Source organism: Rhodovulum viride (genome assembly GCF_003265965.1).
Taxonomy (GTDB): domain Bacteria; phylum Pseudomonadota; class Alphaproteobacteria; order Rhodobacterales; family Rhodobacteraceae; genus Rhodovulum; species Rhodovulum kholense.
On sequence record NZ_MUAV01000026.1, the window covers coordinates 17,569 to 40,441 of the forward strand.

The 22,873-nt window shown below is 68.6% G+C and carries 22 protein-coding genes; 8 read left to right on the forward strand and 14 right to left on the reverse strand.

The annotated features are described in order from the left end of the window. Nucleotides 1-9: 9 nt before the first annotated feature. The 3 genes from ppk2 to BYZ73_RS17520 are packed head-to-tail and all read left to right on the forward strand — an operon-like array spanning nucleotide 10 to nucleotide 3,110. On the forward strand, nucleotides 10-1,026 hold the full coding sequence (ppk2, locus tag BYZ73_RS17510) for a polyphosphate kinase 2 (RefSeq protein WP_112316981.1): 1,017 nt from the start codon (nucleotides 10-12) through the stop codon (nucleotides 1,024-1,026). Between the two features lie 60 nt (nucleotides 1,027-1,086). Next, nucleotides 1,087-1,692: an SAM-dependent methyltransferase gene (locus BYZ73_RS17515; RefSeq protein ID WP_112316983.1), complete on the forward strand. Its 606-nt coding sequence runs from the start codon at nucleotides 1,087-1,089 to the stop codon at nucleotides 1,690-1,692. A 59-nt stretch (nucleotides 1,693-1,751) separates the two neighbouring features. Next, entirely contained in the window at nucleotides 1,752-3,110 is a 1,359-nt protein-coding gene (locus BYZ73_RS17520) for an MATE family efflux transporter (protein WP_108028444.1), read from the forward strand. Nucleotides 3,111-3,150: 40 nt separating this feature from the next. Here BYZ73_RS17520 and BYZ73_RS17525 read toward each other — a convergent pair whose 3' ends face one another. Further along, nucleotides 3,151-4,353: a pyridoxal phosphate-dependent aminotransferase gene (locus BYZ73_RS17525; RefSeq protein WP_112316985.1), complete on the reverse strand. Its 1,203-nt coding sequence runs from the start codon at nucleotides 4,351-4,353 to the stop codon at nucleotides 3,151-3,153. 89 nt (nucleotides 4,354-4,442) lie between these two features. Between BYZ73_RS17525 and BYZ73_RS17530 the strand changes: the two genes are divergently transcribed. The 3 genes from BYZ73_RS17530 (at nucleotide 4,443) to BYZ73_RS17540 (ending at nucleotide 5,694) form a co-directional block, all read left to right on the forward strand. After that, the gene (locus BYZ73_RS17530) at nucleotides 4,443-4,847 is read left to right on the forward strand and encodes a helix-turn-helix domain-containing protein (protein ID WP_108028446.1); all 405 of its coding nucleotides are present in this window, start codon (nucleotides 4,443-4,445) and stop codon (nucleotides 4,845-4,847) included. 1 nt (nucleotide 4,848) lies between these two features. Further along, nucleotides 4,849-5,109 carry an FAD assembly factor SdhE gene (locus tag BYZ73_RS17535; protein ID WP_108028447.1) on the forward strand — a complete coding sequence of 87 codons (261 nt, stop codon included), beginning with the start codon at nucleotides 4,849-4,851 and terminating at the stop codon, nucleotides 5,107-5,109. A gap of 87 nt (nucleotides 5,110-5,196) precedes the next feature. Continuing rightward, nucleotides 5,197-5,694 (forward strand): MarR family winged helix-turn-helix transcriptional regulator, encoded by a 498-nt coding sequence (locus BYZ73_RS17540; RefSeq protein ID WP_108028448.1) that lies wholly within the window; start codon nucleotides 5,197-5,199, stop codon nucleotides 5,692-5,694. Here BYZ73_RS17540 and BYZ73_RS17545 read toward each other — a convergent pair. From BYZ73_RS17545 to BYZ73_RS17565, 5 genes are all read right to left on the reverse strand, one after another. After that, nucleotides 5,688-6,443 carry a DUF1194 domain-containing protein gene (locus tag BYZ73_RS17545; RefSeq protein ID WP_112316987.1) on the reverse strand — a complete coding sequence of 252 codons (756 nt, stop codon included), beginning with the start codon at nucleotides 6,441-6,443 and terminating at the stop codon, nucleotides 5,688-5,690. The genes BYZ73_RS17540 and BYZ73_RS17545 overlap by 7 nt on opposite strands. A 3-nt stretch (nucleotides 6,444-6,446) precedes the next feature. Beyond that, a complete protein-coding gene (locus tag BYZ73_RS17550) occupies nucleotides 6,447-7,148 on the reverse strand; it encodes a DUF1194 domain-containing protein (protein WP_108028450.1) in 702 nt (233 codons plus the stop codon). Then, the gene (locus BYZ73_RS17555; RefSeq protein WP_112316989.1) at nucleotides 7,142-7,570 is read right to left on the reverse strand and encodes a VOC family protein; all 429 of its coding nucleotides are present in this window, start codon (nucleotides 7,568-7,570) and stop codon (nucleotides 7,142-7,144) included. The genes BYZ73_RS17550 and BYZ73_RS17555 overlap by 7 nt, the downstream gene beginning before the upstream one ends. A 208-nt stretch (nucleotides 7,571-7,778) precedes the next feature. Then, nucleotides 7,779-8,582 (reverse strand): VOC family protein, encoded by an 804-nt coding sequence (locus BYZ73_RS17560; RefSeq protein WP_112316991.1) that lies wholly within the window; start codon nucleotides 8,580-8,582, stop codon nucleotides 7,779-7,781. Between the two features lie 63 nt (nucleotides 8,583-8,645). Continuing rightward, complete coding sequence (locus tag BYZ73_RS17565; RefSeq protein WP_112317021.1) at nucleotides 8,646-9,068, reverse strand: DoxX family protein; 423 nt, start codon at nucleotides 9,066-9,068, stop codon at nucleotides 8,646-8,648. Nucleotides 9,069-9,194: 126 nt separating this feature from the next. Between BYZ73_RS17565 and BYZ73_RS17570 the strand changes: the two genes are divergently transcribed. After that, entirely contained in the window at nucleotides 9,195-10,100 is a 906-nt protein-coding gene (locus BYZ73_RS17570; RefSeq protein WP_181498097.1) for a LysR family transcriptional regulator, read from the forward strand. A gap of 20 nt (nucleotides 10,101-10,120) precedes the next feature. Here BYZ73_RS17570 and BYZ73_RS17575 read toward each other — a convergent pair whose 3' ends face one another. Continuing rightward, complete coding sequence (locus BYZ73_RS17575) at nucleotides 10,121-10,732, reverse strand: NAD(P)-dependent oxidoreductase (RefSeq protein ID WP_112316995.1); 612 nt, start codon at nucleotides 10,730-10,732, stop codon at nucleotides 10,121-10,123. Nucleotides 10,733-11,130: 398 nt separating this feature from the next. On the opposite strand from BYZ73_RS17575, the gene thyX reads away from it, so the two are divergent. Then, nucleotides 11,131-12,042: an FAD-dependent thymidylate synthase gene (gene thyX / locus BYZ73_RS17580; RefSeq protein ID WP_112316996.1), complete on the forward strand. Its 912-nt coding sequence runs from the start codon at nucleotides 11,131-11,133 to the stop codon at nucleotides 12,040-12,042. Between the two features lie 342 nt (nucleotides 12,043-12,384). Here the strand turns inward: thyX and BYZ73_RS22840 are convergent, their stop codons facing one another. From BYZ73_RS22840 to BYZ73_RS17615, 7 genes are all read right to left on the reverse strand, one after another. After that, complete coding sequence (locus tag BYZ73_RS22840) at nucleotides 12,385-15,054, reverse strand: methyl-accepting chemotaxis protein (protein ID WP_245943210.1); 2,670 nt, start codon at nucleotides 15,052-15,054, stop codon at nucleotides 12,385-12,387. Between the two features lie 84 nt (nucleotides 15,055-15,138). Next, nucleotides 15,139-16,302: an ABC transporter substrate-binding protein gene (locus BYZ73_RS17590; RefSeq protein ID WP_181498098.1), complete on the reverse strand. Its 1,164-nt coding sequence runs from the start codon at nucleotides 16,300-16,302 to the stop codon at nucleotides 15,139-15,141. Nucleotides 16,303-16,456: 154 nt separating this feature from the next. Continuing rightward, nucleotides 16,457-18,016: a formylglycine-generating enzyme family protein gene (locus tag BYZ73_RS17595; RefSeq protein WP_112317000.1), complete on the reverse strand. Its 1,560-nt coding sequence runs from the start codon at nucleotides 18,014-18,016 to the stop codon at nucleotides 16,457-16,459. Continuing rightward, nucleotides 18,013-19,212, reverse strand: coding sequence for an ABC transporter permease (locus tag BYZ73_RS17600; RefSeq protein ID WP_112317002.1), 1,200 nt, complete (start codon nucleotides 19,210-19,212; stop codon nucleotides 18,013-18,015). The genes BYZ73_RS17595 and BYZ73_RS17600 overlap by 4 nt, the downstream gene beginning before the upstream one ends. Then, nucleotides 19,209-19,952, reverse strand: a complete 744-nt coding sequence (locus tag BYZ73_RS17605) for an ABC transporter ATP-binding protein (protein ID WP_112317003.1) — start codon at nucleotides 19,950-19,952, stop codon at nucleotides 19,209-19,211. Before BYZ73_RS17605 ends, BYZ73_RS17600 begins: the two co-directional genes overlap by 4 nt. A gap of 4 nt (nucleotides 19,953-19,956) precedes the next feature. After that, the gene (locus tag BYZ73_RS17610) at nucleotides 19,957-21,882 is read right to left on the reverse strand and encodes a vWA domain-containing protein (protein ID WP_112317005.1); all 1,926 of its coding nucleotides are present in this window, start codon (nucleotides 21,880-21,882) and stop codon (nucleotides 19,957-19,959) included. Continuing rightward, a complete protein-coding gene (locus BYZ73_RS17615) occupies nucleotides 21,879-22,871 on the reverse strand; it encodes a hypothetical protein (protein WP_112317007.1) in 993 nt (330 codons plus the stop codon). The genes BYZ73_RS17610 and BYZ73_RS17615 overlap by 4 nt, the downstream gene beginning before the upstream one ends. Nucleotides 22,872-22,873: the final 2 nt, after the last annotated feature.

The window sequence follows — 22,873 nt, forward strand, 5'->3', positions numbered from 1 at the left end:
GAGTCGTGCATGGATCAGCTCAGCCCGCCGGCGGCGCAGTCTTCTGCGACGTTGCCCAAGACGGAGGAGAACGAGACGGGTCAGGCGCCCCTGCCGACCGTCGCAGAGCCTGCCGCCCCGGCGTCGGTCCCGCGCAAATCCACCCCGAAGGCCGCACCGCCGGTCGCCACGGCGGCCAATATCGCGCATGCCTTCGAATCCGGCGAATATCCCTATCGCACGAAGATGTCGCGCCGCAGCTACGAGGCGCAGAAGGCCAAGCTGCAGGCCGAGTTGCTGAAAGTGCAGCTCTGGGCGCAGGAGACCGGCCAGAAATTCGTGATCCTGTTCGAGGGTCGCGATGCCGCCGGCAAGGGCGGCACGATCAAGCGGTTCATGGAACATCTCAATCCGCGGGCCGCCCGGGTCGTGGCGCTGAACAAGCCCACCGAGGAAGAAAAGGGCCAGTGGTTCTTTCAGCGCTATGTGCGCGAGTTGCCGACCGCGGGCGAGATGGTGTTCTACGACCGGTCCTGGTACAACCGGGCGGGGGTCGAGCGGGTGATGGGCTTCTGCACCCCGAACGAGTATCTCGAATTCATGCGCCAGTCGCCCGAGCTTGAACGGATGTTCGTGCGCTCGGGGGTGCGGCTTTACAAATACTGGTTCTCGGTGACCCAGGAAGAACAGCGGCGGCGGTTCCGCGCGCGCCAGACCGACCCGCTGAAACGCTGGAAGCTGTCGCCCATCGACAAGGCCAGCCTCGACAAATGGGACGATTATACCGAGGCCAAGGAGGCGATGTTCTTCTATACCGACACCGCCGACGCGCCCTGGACGATCATCAAGTCGAACGACAAGAAGCGCGCGCGGCTGAACTGCATGCGCCACTTCCTGCACGGGCTCGACTATCCCGGCAAGAACCCCAAGGTCGCTCATGCGCCCGATCCGCTGATCGTCGGCCGGGCCGAACATGTGATCCACAAGGCCGAACATATCCTCGGCACCTCGCTGCATCCCGACCTGCGCAAGGGGCGCGAGGACTGATCCCTCCCGCCTTGCCCGCCCCGCACGGCGCGCCATATGGGCGGGCAGGGAGACTGGCCCATGTGGAACGACCGTTACGCCGGAGAAGACTATCTGTTCGGGACCGAGCCTTCGGCCCTGCTGAGGCACGAGGCCGCCCGGCTGCCGCCCGGCGCCGAGGTGCTGTCGGTCGCCGAGGGCGAGGGGCGGAACGCGGTCTGGCTGGCCGGGCAGGGGCACAAGGTGACTGCGGTCGAGGCCGCGCCCAACGCGCTGGCGAAGGCGCGGCGGCTGGCCGAAGCGCGCGGCGTGACGCTCGACCTGCGCGAGGCCGATATCGACCGCTGGGACTGGGCGCCCGAGGCTTTCGACGCGGTTCTGGGCATCTTCATCCAGTTCGGCGACCGCGCAGCCCAGGACCGGATCTTCGCGGGGATGCGCCAGACGCTGAGGCCGGGCGGGCTGGTTTTGTTGCAGGGCTATGCACCGCGGCAGGTGGGCTATGGCACCGGCGGGCCCGGCGATCCGGAGAAGATGTATACAGAGCCTCTCCTGCACGACCGCTTCGCCGGGTTCGAGATCCTGCTGCTGCGCGATTACGACACCGATCTTGCCGAGGGGCGGGGCCATTCCGGCCGCTCGGCGCTGGTCGAGATGGTTGCCCGAAAGCCGCGCCCGGAGGGCTGAAACCGGGCGGTCCGGCGGGGCCTCTTGCCGGGCTCGCGGGGCGGCGATATGCCCCGGGGATGGCCTCCGTTCTGCCCCTTCCCCTGTCCGCGCATCTGCGCGCGACCCTCGTGCTTGGGCTGCCGCTTGTCGGCAGCCACCTCGCGCAATTCGGCATCTCGCTGACCGATGCGGTCATGCTGGGCTGGTACGACGTGGGCGCGCTGGCGGCCGAGGTGCTGGCAACCTCGTTGTTCTTCGTGCTGTTCATCGTGATCTCGGGCTTTGCCTGGGCGGTGATGCCGATGATCGCCACTGCCGCGGCGGCGGGCGACGAAACCCAGGTGCGGCGCGTGACCCGGATGGCGCTGTGGATCTGCCTTGGCGTCGGGCTGCTGAGCCTGCCGGTCTTCTTCGTTTCGGAACGGCTTTTCCTCGCGCTGGGCCAGACCGCCGATCTGTCGGCGATGGCGCAGGACTATCTGGCCATCGCCGGGCCGGGTCTTTTGCCCGCGCTGGTGGTGATGGTGCTGAAAAGCTATCTCTCGGCGCTGGAACGCGCCCGCGTGGTGCTGTGGATCACGCTGGGCGCGGTGGCGGTCAACGCGGTCGGGAACTACCTGCTGATCTTCGGCCATTTCGGCCTGCCCGAGCTGGGTCTGCAAGGCGCGGCACTGTCCTCTCTGATCGTGAACGTCGTGTCGATGGCGGCGGTGGTGCTTTATGCGCTTTGGGCTACGCCGGAACACGAGCTGTTTCGCCGGATCTGGCGCCCCGACTGGGAGGCGTTCTGGCGCGTCTTCCGGCTGGGCTGGCCCATCGGGCTGACGAGCCTCGCCGAGGTCGGGCTCTTCGTCGCCTCCTCGGTGATGATGGGCTGGATCGGCGAGGTCGCGCTGGCCGCGCACGGGATTGCCGTGCAGATCTCTTCGGCGATCTTCATGGTTCATCTGGGGCTGTCGAACGCGGCGACGATCCGGGCGGGTGCGGCGCTGGGGCGGGGGGATCGGACCGGGCTGTACCGCGGCGCGGTGGCGGCCCTCGGGGTGTCGGCCGTCGCGGTGGCACTCTCCGTGGTGGCCTTCCTCGCCTGGCCCGAGGTGCTGGTGGGGTTCTTCCTCGACCCGGCCTCGCCCGACCGGGCGGCGGTGCTGGCGGTCGGCACCGGGCTTCTGGCGGCGGCCGCGCTGTTCCAGCTGGTCGATGCGGCGCAGGTGATGGCGCTGGGCCTCCTGCGCGGGGTGCAGGACACGCGGGTGCCGATGGTGATGGCGGGGATCAGCTACTGGCTGGTCGGCATGCCGGTCAGCTACGGGCTCGGGTTCGGGCTCGGCTGGGGCGGCATCGGCATCTGGCTCGGGCTCGCCTCGGGGCTGGCGCTGGCGGGTGTGCTGATGATGACCCGCTTCTGGTCGCGGGACTGGGTGCCCGCCCGCTGAGGCGAAGGCCCGCCGCCCCGGAAGGGCAGCGGGCGGCTGTTCAGCTCAGGCTGGCGCAGAAGTCCTGGATCCGGGTGCAGGCCTCTTTCAGCGCCTCGTCCGAGGTCGCGTAGCTGACGCGGAAGTTGGGCGACAGACCGAAGGCCGCGCCGAAGACGACGGCCACGCCCTTTTCTTCCAGAAGCGCGGTCGCGAAGACCTCGTCATTCTCGATCTTCACACCGGCGGGCGTGGTCTTGCCGATGCAGCCCGCGATCGACGGGTAGACGTAGAACGCCCCTTCGGGCACCGGGCAGTCGATGCCCTCGGCCTGGTTCAGCATCTCGACCACCATGTCCCGGCGGCGCTGGAACACCGCGTTGTTTTCGGAGATGAAATCCTGCGGCCCGTTCAGCGCCTCAAGCGCCGCCCATTGCGCGATCGAGGACGGGTTCGAGGTCGATTGCGACTGGATCTTGCCCATCGCCTTGATCAGGGGGGCGGGGCCCGCGGCATAGCCGATCCGCCAGCCGGTCATCGCATAGGCCTTGGACACGCCGTTGCAGGTCAGCGTGCGGTCGTAAAGCCCGGGCTCGACCTCGGCGGGGGTGCAGAACTCGAAATCGCCATAGGTCAGCTTTTCATACATGTCGTCCGACATGATGTGCACATGCGGATGCTTCATCAGCACGTCGGTCAGCGCCTTCAGCTGCGCGCGCGTGTACCCCGCGCCGGTCGGGTTCGAGGGCGAGTTGAAGATGAACCACTTGGTCTTGGGCGTGATCGCCGCTTCCAGAGCCTCGGGCGTGATCCGGAAGCCGTCTTCCATCCGGCCCTCGACGAAGACCGGCTCGCCGCCCGCCAGCAGCACCATGTCGGGATAGCTGACCCAGTAGGGCGCGGGGATGATGACCTCGTCGCCGGGGTTCAGCGTCGCCATCAGGGCGTTGTAAAGGATCTGCTTGCCGCCCGCGCCGACGCTGACCTGCGCCGGTTCGTAATCGAGGCCGTTGTCGCGCTTGAACTTGGCGCAGATCGCCTTTTTCAGCTCGGGCAGGCCGTCGACGGCGGTGTATTTCGTCTCGCCGCGGTCGATGGCGGCCTTGGCCGCGTCCTTGATGTTCTGCGGCGTGTCGAAATCGGGCTCGCCCGCGCCAAGACCGATGACGTCCTTGCCCGCGGCCTTGAGTTCCCGCGCCTTGGTGCTTACCGCGATGGTCGGCGAGGGTTTCACACGCGCGAGTGTCGCAGACAGGAAGGACATGGTCGTCTCCGGTTTGAAGTTGGGGTCGCTTTCTCATAGGGTGCCTTAGGACACCGTTCAAGCGGCTTTGCCGAAAGGAGCTTGCACCGATGGACACTTCCGAAAAAGACGCCACCGACTGGTATTCCGAGGATGCCGCGACCTTCGGCGACCGCGTGGTCGCCGCCCGCGAGGCGCTGGGCATGACCCAGACCGAACTGGCCAAGCGGCTGGGCGTCAAGCTCGAGACCGTGCGCGGCTGGGAGGACGACGTCTCCGAGCCGCGCTCGAACAAGCTGCAGATGCTGGCCGGCGTTCTGAACGTGTCGATCATGTGGCTGCTGAACGGGCATGGCGACGGGCTGGACGGACCCGGAGACGAGGCCGTCATCCCGGGCGACGTGCGCAGCATCCTGGGCGAGATCCGGGCGGTCCGGGCCGACATGGCGCGGCTTGCGAACCGGCTCGGGGTGCTCGAAAAGCGGCTCCGGCACGCATTGAAGGAGCATGGCTGAGATGACCGAGTCGACCGAATCCCGCCGCAAGCGGATGCATATCCGCGCCTGGCGGCGGGGCACCAAGGAGATGGACCTGATCCTCGGCCGTTATGCCGACGCCCATCTCGCGACCATGGATAGCCCCGCGCTGGAGGCCTTCGATGCGCTGCTGGCGCAAGATGATCACGCGCTTTATCAATGGGTTACAGGGCAGGTCGCGGCGCCGGACCAATTCGCGCCGCTGATCGCGCGGCTCGTGGAACGTCCCGTGAACGGGTAGGGAATTCCTGCCTTTTCCGCGTTTTAACCGAATATTCGCGACTCATTTCATATTCCTGTCCGGGCACTGCGAACGGCGGAGACAGACATGAGCATCCATTCCCCCATCCCGGAGGGCGATCATCGGGAAGTCATGACCGACTATCTCGAGGCGCTTTCCCTGGTCGAGCGGCTGCACCGGCTGCTGCTGGACGTGATCAAGGACGAGTTCGAACGCCTCGGCGTTCTCGAGCTGAACTCGGTCCAGGCCCTTCTGCTGTTCAACATCGGCGAAAACGAGGTGACCGCGGGCGAACTGAAATCCCGCGGCTACTATCAGGGCTCGAACGTGTCCTACAATCTGAAGAAGCTGGTCGAGAAAGGCTACATGCACCATCAGCGCTGCGAGATCGACCGCCGCGCCGTGCGTGTCCGCCTGACCCCCAAGGGCCGCGAAATCCGCGAAGTCGTGGGCGGGCTCTTTGCCCGCCATGCCGAGGGGCTGGTCGCCCGCCACGTCGTCGACGATGACGGCCTGCGCGAGATCACCGCCGCGCTGAAACGGATGGAACGCTACTGGTCGGACCAGATCCGGTACATCTACTGAGCCCGCCGCGGGGCCGGTCCCGGCCCCGACGGCGCCTGTCCGACGGCCATGGTCTGCAACTCGCGCAACAGCTTGCGCTCCATCGCGGCCTCGAAGTCGGAAAAGCCGCTGGCGACCTCGACAAAGGCGCCGGGGCCGCGGATCACCTCGGCCTCGAAATAGGCGACCAGCTCATCGAGCTCGGTTTCGGCCTGATCCAGCCGCAAAGACGATCCTATCCCGATGGCCAGCGCATTCACCGTGACCTCGCCGATCTCGACCGCAGCCGGGCGCGGCCCCTCGTTCGAGCTTCCGTCGCCGGTCAGATCGAGCGTGGCCTGCCAGCACTGGTCCCGGTCGGCCAGCAGTGCGGCACCCCAGCTCAGCGCCGTGCCGATCGCCGTGGTCCGCGCGGCCGATCTGCGGCCCGCGCGCCTCAGAGTGGCCGAGGCCTCTGCCAGCGCGGCGGGGCTGTCGATGACCGTCCAGGGCAGGATCAGCCGCTGGTCCAGCGTCCCGCTCCATTCATAGATCGCCAGCGCCACCGGTGCCGAGGGGATCTGCAGGAAGGCGGCCTGCACGTCGGGATGGATCAGTGCCGCGGCCAGCCCGTCGCGCTGCAGGCGGTATTCCTCGGCATCGACTGACCCCGAGACGTCAAGCCCGATCGCCAGCGCCTGGCGGCACTCGGCGGCACCGGCCGATGCGGGGGCATGCGCACTCCCCGCCAGCGCGACCAAGACCCGACACAGCCCCGGTCCCGCCCGCATCGCTCAGCCCCCGTCCCGGGGAAGGGCGAGGCGCCCGCCATAGACCCGCGCGGCGACCTCGCGCATCAGCTTGCGCCGGATCGCGCGTTCGAAATCGGAAAAGTCGCGGGCGGTCTCGACGAAGGCGCCGGGCCCGCGGATCACCCGGTCGCGGTAAAAGTCGAACACCTCGGCATCGTTCGGGCTGCCGCCGCCGATGGCCAGCCCGTTCACGGTGATGTCGCCGAAGGGAAAGCTGGCATAGGCCAGCGCGGGGCCGAAACCGTCATTGTTGATGCCGTCGCCCGACATGTCGAGCGTGCGTTCGGTGCAGTCGGGCGCACTGTCGAACAGCCTGGCCCCGAAAGCAAGGCCAAAGCCCATCGCGGTCGGGAAGGCGGCATAGGACCGGCGCGACCCGGCAATGGCCTCGGCCGCGCCCAGAATGGCCGAGGAACTGTCCAGCAGGCGCCAAGGCACCACCACGCGTTGCTGATAGCGCCCGCTCCATTCGTAGACCGCCAGCGCCACCGGGCGGTCGGGCACCGACAGGATTTCGGCCTGGACCTCGGAGGACTTCAGCGCGGCGGCCAGCCCGGCCCGCTGCAGCGCGTCCTCGCCCGGATCGACCGAAGACGAAATGTCCAGAGCCAGCAGCAGGGCCAGCCGGCAGCCGGCCTCTGCCTGGATCGGCGCAAGCGCCAGAAGGGCGGCGAGCCTTACCAATGCCCCGTATTGGGCATGCTGGCCCAGGGCTCGGCCGGGGGCAGCGACTCGCCGATCTGCAACAGCTCGACCGAGATGTTGTCGGGGCTGCGCACGAAGGCCATGTGCCCGTCGCGGGGCGGGCGGTTGATGGTGACGCCCGCTTTCATCAGGCTGTCGCACATGTCGTAGATATTCTCGACCCCGTAGGCGAGATGGCCGAAATGACGGCTGTCCGACGGCAGGCCGTCGTCGCCGTCCCAGTTGTAGGTCAGCTCGACCGGGCACTCCTCCTGTCCGGGGGGCGCCAGGAAAACGAGGGTAAAGCGGCCCTTGTCGTTCTCGATCCGCCGGGTCTCGGTCAGGCCGAGCAGCTGGTAGAAGGCCATCGAGGCGTCGAGGTCCTTCACGCGGACCATGGTGTGCAGGTAGCGAACTTTCATGCGTCTCTCCGTCTTGTGGGCTGCCATCTAGGACGGATCGGCGCGGCGGCGAGGGGCAGGCCTTTCCCTTGCGTCGCCTGGCGCCGTCGCCCCGGCGAAACGCCACCGCCCCGGTCTTGCTGCGACCGGGGCGGTGCGGCCGGGGACCGGCCTTTCGGTTTGGCGGGCTGAAGGGCCGACCGGGCGCCTTGGGTTTTGCGGGCGATCCTCAGGCCACGCGGATGCGGTTGCCCCAGGGGTCGTCGACCGAACGCCCGGTGCGGAGCGCGGCGGGGTCGGTTGCGGCCAGCACCAGTTCGGCCAGCCCGGTCGCCCCCTTGGGCCGCGTCCCGGCTCCCGCGCTGTTCCAGGTATTGGTCGCCAGGTGGTGGTGATAGCCGCCGGTCGAGAAGAAGCTGGCCTGCGGGATCTCGGCGGTGATGTCGAAGCCCAGCTCTCCGGCATAGAAGGCGCGGGCCTCGGGGATGGCGCCCACCTGCAGATGCACATGGCCGATCACCGTGCCCTCTGGCGCCCCGGTCCAGTCGCCCTCGGCGCGGCGGAGGCTGGCCAGATCGAGCGGCAGGGTCTCCATCACCACGTGGTCGCCGTCATGCAGCCAGGTCGCGCGCGGCCGGTCGGCATAGATCTCGATCCCGTTACCCTCGGGGTCGCGGAGGTAAAGCGCCTCGCTGACCAGGTGATCCGAGGCCCCCGACATCCGGACCTTCTGCGCATGGGCGTGGCGCAGCCAGCGGCCCAGATCGTCGCGGTGGGGCAGCAGGAAGGCGGTGTGGAACAGGCCCGCGGCATGGGGGTAGGGGCGGGCGGCGGTGTCGCGGCGCAGCTCGATCAGCGCGCGGCCGTCCTGGCCGAGGATCAGCTCTTCGCCCGAGCCGGAAAGGCGGTCGAGCCCCAGGATGCGCTGGTAGAAGTCGCCGATCAGGTCGATGTCGCGGACGGTCAGGGCGACGCGGTCGATGGCGACGGGGGCAATCTCGGAAGCGGTTACGGAAACGGTGTCGGTGGTCATGGCGAGAGCCTTTCTCGAATGCGAGAGGGAGGGGGCGGCCCGGCGATCCGGGCCGCGCGGGGGTCAGACCGCGGTCAGGGCGAGGGCGCCGCTGCCCAGCAGGGCCTGCACCAGCAGGGTCAGGGTCCAGAAGGCCGGGTATTCCCAGCCGCCATTCTGGTTGTTGAACCAGAAGCCGTTGGCACGGTGGGCGAACCAGCCGGCACCGGCGATCACCGGGATCAGCAGGATCGAGACGAGGCTGGTCCAGAGCCCGACGATCAGCGCGAGTCCCCCCAGGATCTCGGCGGCCATGGTCAGATAGGCAAGGGCGCCAGGCAGGCCCAGCGAGCGGAAGAAGCCCGCCGCGCCCGCCGGTTTGAAGACGAAGATCTTCAGCCAGGCATGGGCGAGAAACAGTGTGCCCAGAGCGACGCGAAGCAGCAGGGCGGCGACATCGATGGCGGTGGCAGAGCCGAAGCCGAGGTCTTGAAGGAAAGCGGTCATGATCTGTGTCCCATTGCGGTGCCGTCAGATGCGGCGTTGTGTGATGACCCCGAGATAGCGCCTTGTGAGTGTCGCCGGAATGGTATGAAATCGGGGAACACTATCGCCATTTTGAGGGTAAAAATCATGGATCTGGTCGACGGAATCCGCACCTTCGTGGCCGTGGCCGAAAGCGGGTCCTTTACGCAGGCCGGAGAACAGCTGGGCATCACCAACAAGGTGGCCAGCAAATACGTGGCCGCGCTTGAAGAGCGGTTGGGGCACGTGCTTTTCTACCGGACCACGCGTGCGGTTTCGCTGACCCATGAGGGTGCGAAATGGCTGCCCCATGCCCGCAAGGTCCTGGCCGCGCTGGAAGAGGCCGACAGCGCGTTGCGCGATCCGGCCGACGGGCTGTCGGGGCGGCTTCGGCTGACCTGCGGCACCACGATGGGCGAGCTGGTCGTGGCAGATGCGGTGCGTAGCTTTCTGGACGAACACCCGGCAATGCAGGTCGAACTGCACCTGTCGGACGCGCTGGCCGATCTGGCCGCCGGCGGGTTCGATCTGGCGGTGCGGATCGGCATTCCACAGGATTCCAGCCTGAAGATGCGGCGGATCTGCACGACACGGCTTTGCGTGGCGGCCAGCCCGGCCTATCTGGCCCGGGCCGGCTGGCCACGGCATCCGCGCGATCTGGAACGCCATGCGGCGCTTCTGGATCTGAACGAGCATCCGGCGGGGCGCTGGCAATTTCAGGACGCGGACGGGCCGCTGACCGTCGCGGTTTCGGGCCGGCTGGCCGTCAACAGTGCCTCGCAGACGATCCGGGCCGCCCTGGCGGGCGAGGGCGTGATGCGGGCCCCCGACATCTTTCTCGCGCCGCATCTGGCCTCGGGCGCGCTGGTCGAGCTGTTGCCCGGCCATGGGACGGTCGAGCATCCGCTGCACCTGCTGACCTTGCCCACGGCCTTTCGGCTGGAAAAGGTCGATGCCTTCGCGGCCGTCCTGAAACGCCATCTCGCGGGTCTCGGCTCCGGCCCCGTACCGTGACGGGCGGGACCGGGGGACCGTCAATAGCCGACGGTAAAGCGCTCGCGGACATGCGCGGGCCGTTCCAGCTCGTCGACCATCGCGATGGCGTAATCCTCGAAGGTGATGCGGCTGCCATCCGCGCCGGTCAGAAGCCGGTCCTTGCCAAGGCGGAAGGTCCCGGTCCGCGGGCCATGCACGAATAGCGCCGAGGGCGACAGGAAGGTCCAGTCGAGATCGTCGGCCTTGCGCAGCATGTCGAGATAATCGGCGCCCCGGGCGGCCTCGGCCTTGTAGGCTTCGGGGAAATCGGGCGTGTCGATCAACCGTTGCCCCGGAGCGATCTCGAGGCTGCCGGCGCCGCCGACCACCAGATAGCGTTTGACCCCCGAGGTCCGGACCGCCGCCAGCAGCGCGGGCAGGTCGGTCGCGGTGAAATGCACCGCCGAAATCACCGCGTCATGGCCCGACAGAAGCCCGACGATCCGGTCCCGATCATGCAGGTCGGCTGCCTCGGCGGTGACGCCGGGGAGCGCCGCGATCCGCTCGGGATTGCGCGCGATGGCGGTCACCCGATGGCCCCGGGCCGACAGTTCCTTGAGAATTTCCGCGCCCGCGTTTCCGGACGCCCCGACAAGAGCGACAAGTGCCATGCTGAAGTCCTTTCCTTGATCTGGCGGCGACGACCGGTGCCCGGGCCGGGGCGCCGGGACCGTGTCCCGCAAACCTTGGGGACCCGGGCGACCGGCGCGGGACAGGCGGAAGGGATCGGTCATGCTGTCTTCTGACCGGCGGCACCGGACCGCCGGGGCTACCGTCAAGATAGGTGCCGGGTTCGTCAGGGATTACCCTATGAAAAGGGCTTTCACTGTCTGCATTTTGCATACAGGCCAAACCTGAGGCAGCCGCGGGGGCAGTGCTGTCGCCTTCGGGGCGTTGCAGGAAAGCATCGCTGACGGGATCAGGCCGCCTACCGCATGTCGCGGTTTTGTAGTTCGGCCTCCATAGATATAGTCTGGTCCGACTCACCTTCTGCCGGAAAGGACGCTTGATGCCCGTCACCGAGGACCAGCTTGCCGAGATCGAGGCGCAGCGCGCCGAGACCGCGCCCACCCGCCGTGTTGTGGCGCGCGGCATGGAAGAGCGTCTTTACACCCTGCATCCGGTGCTCGATCACGGCTTCGTGCGGGTGATCGACTACATGGGCGACGATGCCGCGATCTGTCAGGCCGCCCGGGTCAGCTATGGCCGGGGCACCAAGGCGGTCAGCAATGACGAAGGCCTGATCCGCTACCTGATGCGGCACTGGCATTCGACGCCCTTCGAGATGTGCGAAGTGAAATTCCACGTCAAGCTGCCGGTCTTCGTTGCCCGGCAATGGATCCGGCATCGCACGGCCAATGTGAACGAATATTCCGCGCGCTACTCGATCCTCGACCGCGAATTCTACATTCCTGCGCCCGATGCGCTGGCAGCCCAGTCGACGGTCAACCACCAGGGCCGGGGCGAGGTGCTGGAGGGCGAAGAGGCGGCGCGGGTGCTGGAAATCCTGAAGGCGGATTCGGCACGCAGCTACGACAATTACGAAGCGATGCTGAGCCAGGACGGCCAGAAGGGGCTGGCCCGCGAGCTGGCGCGCATGAACCTGCCTGCGAACATCTATACCCAATGGTACTGGAAATGCGACCTGCACAACCTGTTCCATTTCCTGCGGCTTCGCGCCGACAGCCATGCGCAATATGAAATCCGGGTCTATGCCCAGACCATGTGCGAGATCGTGGCCGACTGGGTGCCCCTGGCGTTCAAGGCCTTCGAGGATTACCGCATGGGCGGCGTCACCCTGTCGGCCCCGGCCATGGACTGCGTCCGTCGCATGCTGAAGGGCGAGACGGTGACGCAGGAAAACTCGGGCATGTCGAAGGGCGAGTGGCGCGAGTTCGAGGCGGCGATCCGGTCTAACTGAGGCAGCTCGCGGTTCGTCCTCTTCCTGGGCAGTCCGTCGGTCCGATCCTTGCGGTGCCTCACCTGCCCGAAAGGGCGTCGGGCACGTGGGGGGCGGAGCCCGCGCTCCGTCCGTCCGGGCTTTTCCGCAGTCGTCGGTCGGAGGCGCGGGGGTGCGGGGCTGAACAAAGACCTGCTGGGCGAGAGAGCCGCTCGGGGCTCCTGCGCCGCGGAAGCCGAACCCGGGGTTGCGAAGGGCGCGGGGTGCGGGCCACCGCCGGCGGCTGAAGCCCGGGATGACCGGGGCTCATGTGGCCGACAAAGGGCCTGCGGGCCGCCGGTTGGAATGGCGGCCCGAAAGGGGTCAGAAATCGGTCCAGCCGGTTCCGGCCGCCGCGCGGCGCGGGGCCTCGATTGTGGGACCGCTGGTCCAATCCGCTTCGGCATTGGCCGGCGGTGGAAGCGACGCGCCGCCCTCGTCCAGCCGGAACCTTGCCACGAGGTCGGCCATGGTGGTCGCCTCTTCGCGCAATTGCATGCTGGCGGCGGTCGCTTCCTCGACCATGGCGGCGTTCTGCTGGGTCACCTGATCGAGCTGCGCGGTGCCCGCGTTGATCTCGGCAATGCCGACAGACTGTTCACGCGCGCCCGTGGCGATGGCGTCGACCAGTTCGGCGATATTGCCAATCCGCGCCGCCATGTCGGTCAGCACCTCGCCGGTGCGGTTCACCAGCGTCACGCCGGACGCGACATGGTCGGTACTTGCCGCGATCAAACCCTTGATCTCCTTGGCCGCATCCGACGACCGCTGGGCCAGTGCCCGCACCTCGGAGGCCACGACCGCAAAGCCCCGGCCCGCCTCGCCCGCGCGCGCCGCCTCGACGCCCGCGTTCAGGGCCAGAAGATTGGTCTGGAACGCGATGTCGTCGATCACGCCGATGATCTGGGAAATCGAATCCGAAGAATCCTTGATGCCGGTCATCGCCGCCACCGCCTCGACGACCACCGCGTTGCTTTGCTCGGCCTGGTCGTGGGCCGCCTTGACCACGCGGTCGACCTCGGCCGCGCCTTCGGCGGCCGCGCGCACGCTGGCGGTCAGCTGGTCGAGCGCCGCCGCGGTTTCTTCCAGCGTGGCGGCCTGATTCTCGGTCCGGCGCGACAGGTCGTCCGACGAGGCGCCCATCTCGGCCGCCCGCGACCGGATCGCCGTCGCGTTCAGCGCGATCGTCGCCATCATGTCGTTGAGTGTGGCGAGGGTCGCGTTGAAATCGGCCCGCAATGCCTCGTAGTCGGGAGGGAAGGGGGTCGAGAGGGTGTGCGTGAGATCGCCCGCCGCCAAGGCCTGCAAGCCGCCGGCCAGCTCCGAGACCATGGCCCTTTGTTCGTCGGCGCGGCGCCGTTCCTCGGCCTCGGCCTCGCGTTCGTGGGCGCGCAGCCGTTCCCGTTCGGCGAGGTTGTCGCGGAAGACCAGAAGCGCCCCGGCCAGCCGCGCGACTTCGCCACCGAAGAGCCGGAAGCCCGGGATCTCGACCATCTCGCCCCGGGCCAGACGGTCGGTGAGGCCGGTCAGCCGACCGATCGGCCAGACGATCAGCGCCCAGGACAGCACGATGGCCAGCACCGCAACCACGCCGCTGGCAATTGCCAGCATCATCAGCCGGTCGCGTGCCTCGCCCGCCTGAAGCAGGATGGCATCCCCCGCCTGATGGGCAGTGGCAATGGCCTCTTCGCTGGTGACCCGGACGGCCGCCGCGATCTCGCCGAGCCGGTCATTGGCGATCAGCGACCGGTCCTCGGCCTGGTCCTGGGCATCGAGAAGCGCCAACCGGGTGGCCACGATGCCGGTTTCGGCCGATGTTTCGCCCGAGATCCGGGCGATCAGCTCTTGCAGGTCGTCGGGCACGTAGCTGCGGGCGACCACCGCCTCGAGTTCGGCGACAAGCCCGTCGAGCGTGTCCTGGATCTTTGCCGCCTCGTCCGCATCCCTGGCGGTGGCCCCAAGAAAGGCGGTCGCGATCAGTTTCTCGACCGAGAGACCGATATCGGCGGTGTCGCGGATCTGCTGCACCTCGTTGGTCAGAAGCCGCTCGATCGCCTCGCCGTTGAACTGGGCTGCGTCGCGCGCGCCGGTCATCAGGTCGAAGGTCAGGTCGTCCATCGCGCCGCTCAGGGCCTTTTCGCTGGTCTCGCGCTGTTCCAGGACCAGCTCGTTCAACCCCTTGCGCAGGCGGAAGCCGCGCCGGGCGAGCTTTTCGAAAGAGTCGCGGGTCTCGACCAGCGCGGGCAGGTAGTCCTCGACCGTCTGCATCTCGGCCAGGCGGCCGAGCGCCACATCGAGGGCGTTCAGGCTGGTATCGGCCATGTCGCGCATGATCGCGGTATAGGCGGCATCCTCGGATTTCGAGATCGCCAGCGCCAGACCGCCCAGGAGGTTGATTTCGGCCCGGACCTTCAGAATCAGCGTTGCCGCGACGAAATCGGTGCCGACCAGGTGATCGAGGGTCGAGCTGACGGTTTCGCCGGTCTGCTGGCCCGCGAGGGTCATGTCATAGGCCGCGTCGTCGCTGAGCTGAAAGAGCCGCGCGCGGGTCTCTTCGGCCAGGCGTGTAAAGCTGACCACCTGACCTGTCATGCGGTCGCGGCTGTCGAAGCGAAGCCCCAGCGACTCGCGCATTTCGCGCGCGGCCGCGTCGAGACTGCTCAGCATCGGGCGCAGATCGCGCGCGACCTCGGGTGAAAGGTTGTCGATCGAACGGCCAAGCTCTTCCTCGCGCGCCTTCAGGTCGGTGAAGGAAACGTCCACGGCGGCGGGGCTGCTGGCCAGCAGCATGCCGGTCAGCGCGCCGCGGATCTCGCCGGTATGCTCGATCACCGAGACGCTGTCCTTGATGCCGGGCAGCTGTTCGCCCAGCAGACGGTCGAGCGCACCCGACATCGCGGCGAACACCATCAGGCTGATCGCGATGGCGCCGCCCGTCATGGCGCCCATGGCGAGGAAGCCGGTCGCGACCTTGAGCGCGATGCTTCCAAACACTCTTGAAACGAAACTCGCCATCGAATCCTCCGGCGTGCGAAATTCCTCTTTGCCCTGCGGAGCCCTTCGGCCCCGCGGGGCATGTCACGTCCCCGAGGGAGCGGTCCCGGCGGGGGCGAGGGTGCCGTCCCCGGTCAGGCGGTAGATCCCGACCGCATCGAGGCCCTGCCGGTCGCCGGGGCCGAAGCGCAGCACGAGACCTCCGAGATCGATGTCTCCGAGCCGGTCGAGCGCCTCGGCAAGCCTGTCGCGCGTGGGGTCGGCCCCGGCCTCGCGCAGGGCCTCGATGGCCAGGCGGCCGGAAAGATAGCCTTCGAACGAGGCGAAACCGGGTTTCGCTTCGGGAAGGACAGCCGCCAGCGCCGCGCGATAGTCTGCGGCCACCGGCAGATCCTCGTCGAAGGGGGCGGGCACGACCTCGCTGAAAAGCGTGTCCTTGGCCGCCGCCCCGGCCTCGGCCGCAAGCGTCACCGGATCGACCGTCGAAAGCGCCAGATAGCGGGTCGAGAGACCGAGATCGCCCGCAACCTTCATCAGCCGCGCGGCGGGAACCGCGCTGGCGACCAGGATCACCGCGTCGGGCGTCGCATCGGCCAGCATCAGCGCGGCGACCTTCACCGCCACGGTGTTGCGCGTATAGCGGCCCTCGGCCAAGATCCCCAGATCGCGCCGGGCCAGCGCACGGGCCACCGCGTCGCGCCCGGCGACGCCGTAATAGTCGTCCTGATAGAAGACCGCGATCCGCTTCAGACCCATCCGGTCGACCAGTTCGGCGACGGCGGCCTCGGTTTCCTGATCGTGGCTCGGGCGCAGGGTCAGCACCCGCCCGGCGGTGTCGGCGCGGGCGAAATCGGCCCCGGTGACCGGCGCGATCATCGGCATGCCGGAACGGTTCGCGACCGGCAGCACCGCCTTCAGCGTCGCGGTGCCCACCTGTCCGACGAAGGCCGCATGTGCGTCGCCCTCGGCCACGTCGCGGGCATGGATGATGGACCGGCCCGGTTCGTACCGGTCGTCGAAGGTGTCGAGCAAAAGCTTGCGGCCGCGGACCCCGCCCGCGCGGTTGACCTCGTCGAAGGCGGCCAGCAGGCCGTCGCGGATAGCGGCGCCCAGATCGCCCGACGGGCCCTCGGTCGTGGCCAGTTGGGCGAACCGGACAGAGTCGCGGTCAAAGCCGCCGGCCGCCCGGCCGGGGCCCGGCGGGCAGGCAAGGACAAGCACGAGCAGCAGGAGGGAAACGGCGCGCATCGGACACTCGGTTTCTTGAGCAATTCCGAAATGCGATACCGTTCGGGGTCTTAACATTCAGTTCAGGGGAAGGCCTCCGACGCCCATACATGCGGCGGGAACCGGCCTTTGGGCGCGACCCGCCGTCGCACCGGACCCGCCGCACCGGTTGCGTTCAGCGAGATAGCACCAGCGCGTGCAATTCGTCCTCGGACATGTCGGGGTGATCGCGGTAGGCGTCGAGCACGGCCGAGAATCGGGTCAGGTTGTCGAGGATCTGGCGTTGCGACGAGGCCGAAAGCTCGCCCTGCAAAAGCCGCAGCGCATCGTCCGTCAATTGCGGATCGGCGCCTTCGGTCAGGGATTCGACGGCCGAGCGCAGCGACAGCAGGTAGGTTTTCTGCACCTCGCGCAAGGTGGCGAGCTTGGTCATCAGCTGGCCGCCCGCGCCCCGCAGCGCCGCGCATTGTTCGGGCCGGGTGCAAAGCCGGGTCTGGTCGGCGATGCCGATCAGCTCGCTGCTCATCCGCGCCTCTTCCAGGCGCCCTGCAAGCATCGCGCCGACCAGGACCGCGCCGTTCAGAAGGTTCGACTTGGCGGCCTCGCCGAAAGCGGCGGTCGCCTCTTCGGCCGAGCGGCGCACCTCGAGTTGCAATTCCTGCAACGCGGCCTTCCGGCGGGGGTCGATTTCCTCGTCGATCATTTCGGTCAGCGTGCCCAGCGGGGTCTGGTCGGCCCCGCCGCGGCCCGCGTCTTCGGTTCGCGCGATCCAGCCCGCCTTGATCTCGCGCAGGACCGGGTCGGACCAGGCGACGCTGCGGCTGAGCACCAGCCGCAGACCGAAGGTCTCGCCTGCCGTCGCGCTGCCGTCCGAGGCACTGTAAAGCGGGTATTCGGTGCGCTCGGCCGAATAGACCTGCGCGGGTGCCGACAGGACCGAGCCGCCGCGCGTGACCAGCCCGCCCGCCTGGCCATGCTCGCGCCCGACCGCGTTCAGCCGATAGGGCTCCAGCATCAGTTCCTCGGCATTGCCGTAGACGTCGTAAAGCCCCAGCGGGTTCGGCCTCGTCAGTCCGACGGGCAGCAGCGCGCCGCGCGCCGAGCCCACCACCTTGGCATAATCGAGAAGATCGCCCTCGCCGAAGAAGCGGCGCGAGGGAAAGACGGTGGGGTCGACGGCTGCCCCGCCGCGGGCCGCGAATTCCCATTCGGTCTCGGTCGGCAGTCGCAGATAGGCCCGGCCGTCGGTTTCGGGCGGCAGCGCGTCGCGGGCCTCGGTCAGGAGCCATTCGGAATAGAGCTGCGACAGCTCGACCGCGCGGAACCACGAGAGGCCCCCCAGCGCGGTGCGGTCGATCCGTTTGGGCGGGCTGCAATCGCCCGTCAGCGCGCGGCCCTGGGCGCGGGTCATCTCGTAGCGGGCGATGTAATAGACGCTGTCGCCGGGGGCGGGGCCGGGGAAGGCGCCGCGCAGATAGGCGGTGCGCAGATAGTCGGAATAGCCCGTTTCGGGATCGGACTGGCCGACCCGGATGCGGCGGTCGGCCAGCGGGTCGTCGGCCTCGACCGGGACCACGACCCGCTGGAAGGCCATCGCCCCGCCGCAGGGCATCGGCAGGATCAGATCGGCGGGCGCAGTCCCGGCCGCGGGGTCGTACTGCGCCTTGTCCCAGGTGACCCCGGCAGCGGCCGGCGTGGCCAGAAGAAGCGACAGGCACAGGGCCGCGAACCTCATGTCTCTTCCCTCAGGACGGTGGCGGGATCGGTCGCCAGCGCCGCCCGCGCCGCCGCCAGAGAGGCGCAGCCCACGAAGGCGATCACGGCCGCCGCGATGGCCAAGGCTTCGGCGGGCGACACCGAGACCAGCCCGCCGCGCTCGGTCAGCCCGGTCTCGAACAGCCGCTCGGCCAGCGCGGCGGTCAGGCGGAACAGCAGAAAGGAAACCAAAAGCCCGATCACCGCCGTCACCAGAGCCTGGATCACCGGGAACAGCGACAGCTGCCATTGCGGCAGGCCGAGAAGCCCGAGATTGGCCAGCGTCCGGCGCGTGCGCACGACCTCGCCCCAGAAGCCGAAGACCAGCGAGGCCGCAAGCCCTGCCGCCGCCACGGCCACGGTCAGCGCCAGCGCCAGGCCCAGATTGCGCCCGAGCGTCAGTACCGAGGTCACTTCGGCGGTGCGCGCCAGCGTCCGAACGCCAAAGCGGGTTTCCAGCCGGTCCTGCAGGGGCGCCAGCCGGTCGAGCGCGGCGGCATAGACCCGCATCCCCTCGAAGCTTCCGGCGCGCCCGGCCAGCGGCTTGCCGCTGTCGATGCCATGGTCGGGCAGGGCATAGCCGTCATAGAAGGCCTCGATCAGATCGAGCAGGGCGATATCGGCCATCACCACCCGCCCGTCGATCCGCCCGGGGGGCAGCACACCCGCAACCCGCGCGTTCAGCACCAGCTGACGCGGCCGGTTTTCGGCCTGGGTGAAGATCTCGACCCCAACGCCCGCAGACAGCCCGAGTTGCGTGGCCAGCGCGGGCGAGACCGCGACCTCGTCGGGTCCCAGCCCCGGCAGCGGCGCGATCATCGGATCGCCTGTGCCGGAGGGTGCGATCAGTGCCTCCTGGCGACCACGCCCGCCCGTCGCGCGGATATTCACATAGTCGAAAAGGCTGCGGGTCTTGAGCGTAGCGAAGCGCACATCCTCCCAGCCCTGCACCTCGGCCAGATCGGCGGAGGTGAAGCTCTGATTGCCCGCGGTGTCGATCTGCAAGTTCGCGGGGTTCGCCATCAGATCGCCGATCAGCGCGTCATAGACCCCGTTCCGCACACCGAAAAGCACCAGCAGCGGCACGATCACCCCCGCCAGCACCGCGACATTGCAAAAGACAAAGATCCAGTCGCGGAAGAGCGCCCGAAGCGCGAGCGTGACCAGCAGTCTCATGCCGCCTCCCGCCCGTCTTCTGCGGCGATCAGGCGGCTGACTGGGCGCCCCGGCGCGTGATCGGGGTCAAGCGCCAGCCGGTAGCGGGTCAGCGCAAAGCGGCCAAGCAGGTCGAGATCGTGCGACGAGACGATCACTGCGCTGCCGGTACGTCCGGCGGCCTCGAAGAGAAGCGTCATCGCCTCGGCGGCGTTTTCCGGATCGAGCGCCGCGGTCGGTTCGTCCGCGATCACAAAGCGCGGCCGATGCGCCAGCGCCCGGGCGATGGCCGCGCGCTGGCGCTGGCCGATGGACAGCCGTTCGGGACGCAGCCCCGCGACCGGGCCAAGCCCGAGCCGGTCGATCAGGTCGCTGACAAGGCCGGGGTCGGGGCGGCCGCAGATCCGCTGGGGCAGCGCGACATTCTCGGAAAGCGTCAGGAAGGGCAAAAGCCCGCCCGTTTGCGGCACGAAACCGAAAAGCTGCCCGCGCAGACGCGCGATCCGGCCCCGCCGGGTCCAGAGTGCCGTCAGATCGCGCTCCGGCGCGTCGCGCGGGCAGAGCCGGTAGACCCCGCCCGGATCGGGCGCGCGCAACAGGCCCAGAAGCTCCAGCAGCAATGTCTTGCCGGTGCCGCTGGGTCCCGTCAGGCCGACGGTCTCGCCCGCGGCAATGGAAAGCTCCGGCACCCTCAGCGCGAAGCCCCGGTCGCCATCGGCAAGCGAGACCCCGAGATCGCGGAGGACAAGCGCGTCCGCCATCGGCTCAGGGCAGGATGTCGAAGGGCATGGCGAAGACCTGCTCGCCATCGGGCGCGCCCTCGTAAAGCGCGGTCCAGACGGACGGGTCGTACAGCCATTTGCGATACTGGGTCAGTTTCTGGCGCATGCCGTCGATGATCTCGCGCCGCACCATCGGGCCCGACATCCAGCGGGTTTCGTCGGTTTGCAGAAGCTGGCTACGATAGGGCAGCCGTTCGAGATATTCAAGCGCGCCGCCCAGGCTGTCGGCATCGGTCGCGACCAGTCGGTCGGGGTTCTGCGCCATCTGCGCGATGACGCCGCGCACCTGCCGGAAGAAATCCCGCGCCTCGTCCTCGCCCCGCGTCGTCTCGGCGATCCGGGTCAGGTTGTCGAGCAGCTCCGCCATGGTCGCCATCTCGTTCTTGGTGACCAGAAGCCGCGGCTCGATGGCCAGCGCATGCGGCTTTTCGGCCGCCCGTTCGGTCACCCAGCTTTCGAAGACATCGGGCGCGCGGGTGCCCTCGCGCGTGCCCAGCCAGGCCAGTTGCAGCGCATGGCCCAGGAACTCCAGATCGTCGTCGCGGTCCTCGGGGGCCTGCACCCGGGCCTGCCCCAGCGCCATCCGCACATGATCGGTCAGCGCCGTGACCAGCAACGTCACGGTGTCCTCGAAGGCCTGTTCCGAGCCGCCCTCGATGGGGTAGTAGAACTGCCGCCCGGCGAAACGCGACAGCTGCCGGTAGCGGTCGGCGGCATAGTCGTGATTGGCGGCCCCGGCATCGGTCTTGAGGTGCAGCGTCATGATGACGATGTTGCGGTCCTCGGCATCGCGCTGGATCTCGACCGGGCCGATTTCCGACCGGGCATTGGGGTCGCGCGGGTCCTTGGGCCCGGCATCGGTCACGAGGATGATGTAGCGCGCATCGAACGGGTCGCCCGAGGCCGTCTGGTCCCAGTCGGTCTGGCGGATCGCGTCCTCGACGCCCGCCAGACTGTCCTCGTTGAAGCCCGGCGAGGATACCGTTGCGGCGCGGGTATTGTCGATCGCCTCCAGCACCGGCAACTGGTTGATGCGGCGCGCGAGCGGGATCACCTGGCGCGTGCGGTAGTCGAGCCCCGGCGCGGCCTCCGGGTTGTCGCGGAACGCCTCGATCCCGAAATTGATCCGCTCGCCGATATCGGTGCCGTTGATGTCGAAGATGATCCTGGCCAGCGCCTTGCGGGTCAGCTCGATATAGGGCTGCATCGACTTGGTGGTGTCGAAGACGAAGACGACACCCGCATCGAAGCTCCCGGCCGAGGACGAGGCCTCGGCCGCCGCGGCAGCGGGCAGCTCGTCCCGAAGCGGCACCGAGGCCACCTTCAGCAACAGGTTCGGGTCATAGGTCATCGGATGCAGGTCCTCGACGAAATCGAGGATCGGCAGGATGTAGAAGCGGTCGCGGATATTGACGAAATTCTCGGGCTCGATCGAGACGACGCCATCCTCGGGGGTCAGCATCCCGGTTTCGGCCTTCTCGATCAGCCGGGCCTGGGTGTCGACCAGCGCCTCGTCTTCCATGAAGCCGCGCAGGCCCTCTTCGGTCCGGAACATCAGCGACCGGGCGCGGTCGGCGGGGTTTGTGAAGGCCGCGACGATGTTCTGTTTCCAGTCGACCACGGTCTCGGCCTCGACCCAGCCCGCGGGCTCGGCGGCCGAAGAGGGGCCGACCTCGATCCAGCCGTCCTGCCGCGCGAAGACGTAAAGCGGCTGGAAGGCCGGATACCGGCTCGATACCGCGCCGCCCGGCGCCTCGTGAAGCGCCGCCCCCGGCCGGGTCAGCACGCGCTGGTAGACGGTCGAGGTGCCCTCGATCAGCAGCGGCCGCGCCAGCGCCGAACCGGTCTCGGCCAGGACAAGCGAGAAGACGACCGCAGAAAGGGCCAGACGAAGGCGGAGGGGGCTCATGGACTGCAATACTCCTCGGCGGCGCTTCGCGACAGCGTGTCCGAGGCCGCGCGCAATTCGGGACAGAGACGGCCGAGCCGCTCCACCGCCTCGGCGCTGCCCGCAGCGCGCGCCCGGGCGTAATACTCGGCGGCTTTCGAGATGCTCGGGGTCAGGCTCAGCCCGATCTGGGTCTCGACCGGGTCGTCATTGGCGCCGTCGTCGTAGATTTCTCCGAAAAGCAGCAGCGCCCCGGCGTCGCCCGCATCGGCCCCGGCCTCAAGGGCCGCCAGCGCCTGTTGCGGCGTCACACGGGCGCCGCAGCGGTTCATCAGCGCCCGGCCTTCCGCGAAGGGCAGACCGGCAAGCCCCGCCAGAGCCCCGGCGGCACAGGGGTCGGGGGGCGGCGGGGGCGCAGGCTCGGTCTTGCGGGTTTCGGTGACGATCGGCGCGGGCGGCTGCATCAGGAACCAGGCCAGCGCGCCGCCCGCGATCAGCAGCGCCAGCACCGACAGCCCGGCGATCAGCGGCAGGCGCGAGCGGCCCGCGGGGGCGGCGGTCTCGGGCGCGGGCGCGTCGGATGCCCGGGGCTTCGGCGCCTCGGCGCCCGGCGTCCTGCCGGTCAGCGCGCCGGGACCCCGGGCCGGGGCGGCGCGCGCCACGGCAAGCCCGCCGAGCCGCGCCGCGCCGGGCATCGGGACCACGTCGTCGGGCCAGCTGACATCGGCCTCGACCCGGTTCACGCTGATCTTCAGCGCGGCATATTCCTCGATCCGGTTGACGATCTCGGGACCGATCACCAGCGTCGCGCGCCCGCCCTCCTGCACCACCGGATAGGGCCCGAACTCGGCCCGGTCCGACTGCCAGCCGTCAATCCCGAGGAAGCGTTCCGAAAAGGCGTCGAAAACCGACACCGTCGCCTCGGTCTCGGGCAGCGCGTCGGACGCGGCCGACAGTTCGGCATAGCCGCCCGAGGGGCGGCGCGGATCGGGGCGGACCGTCAGCGCCATGG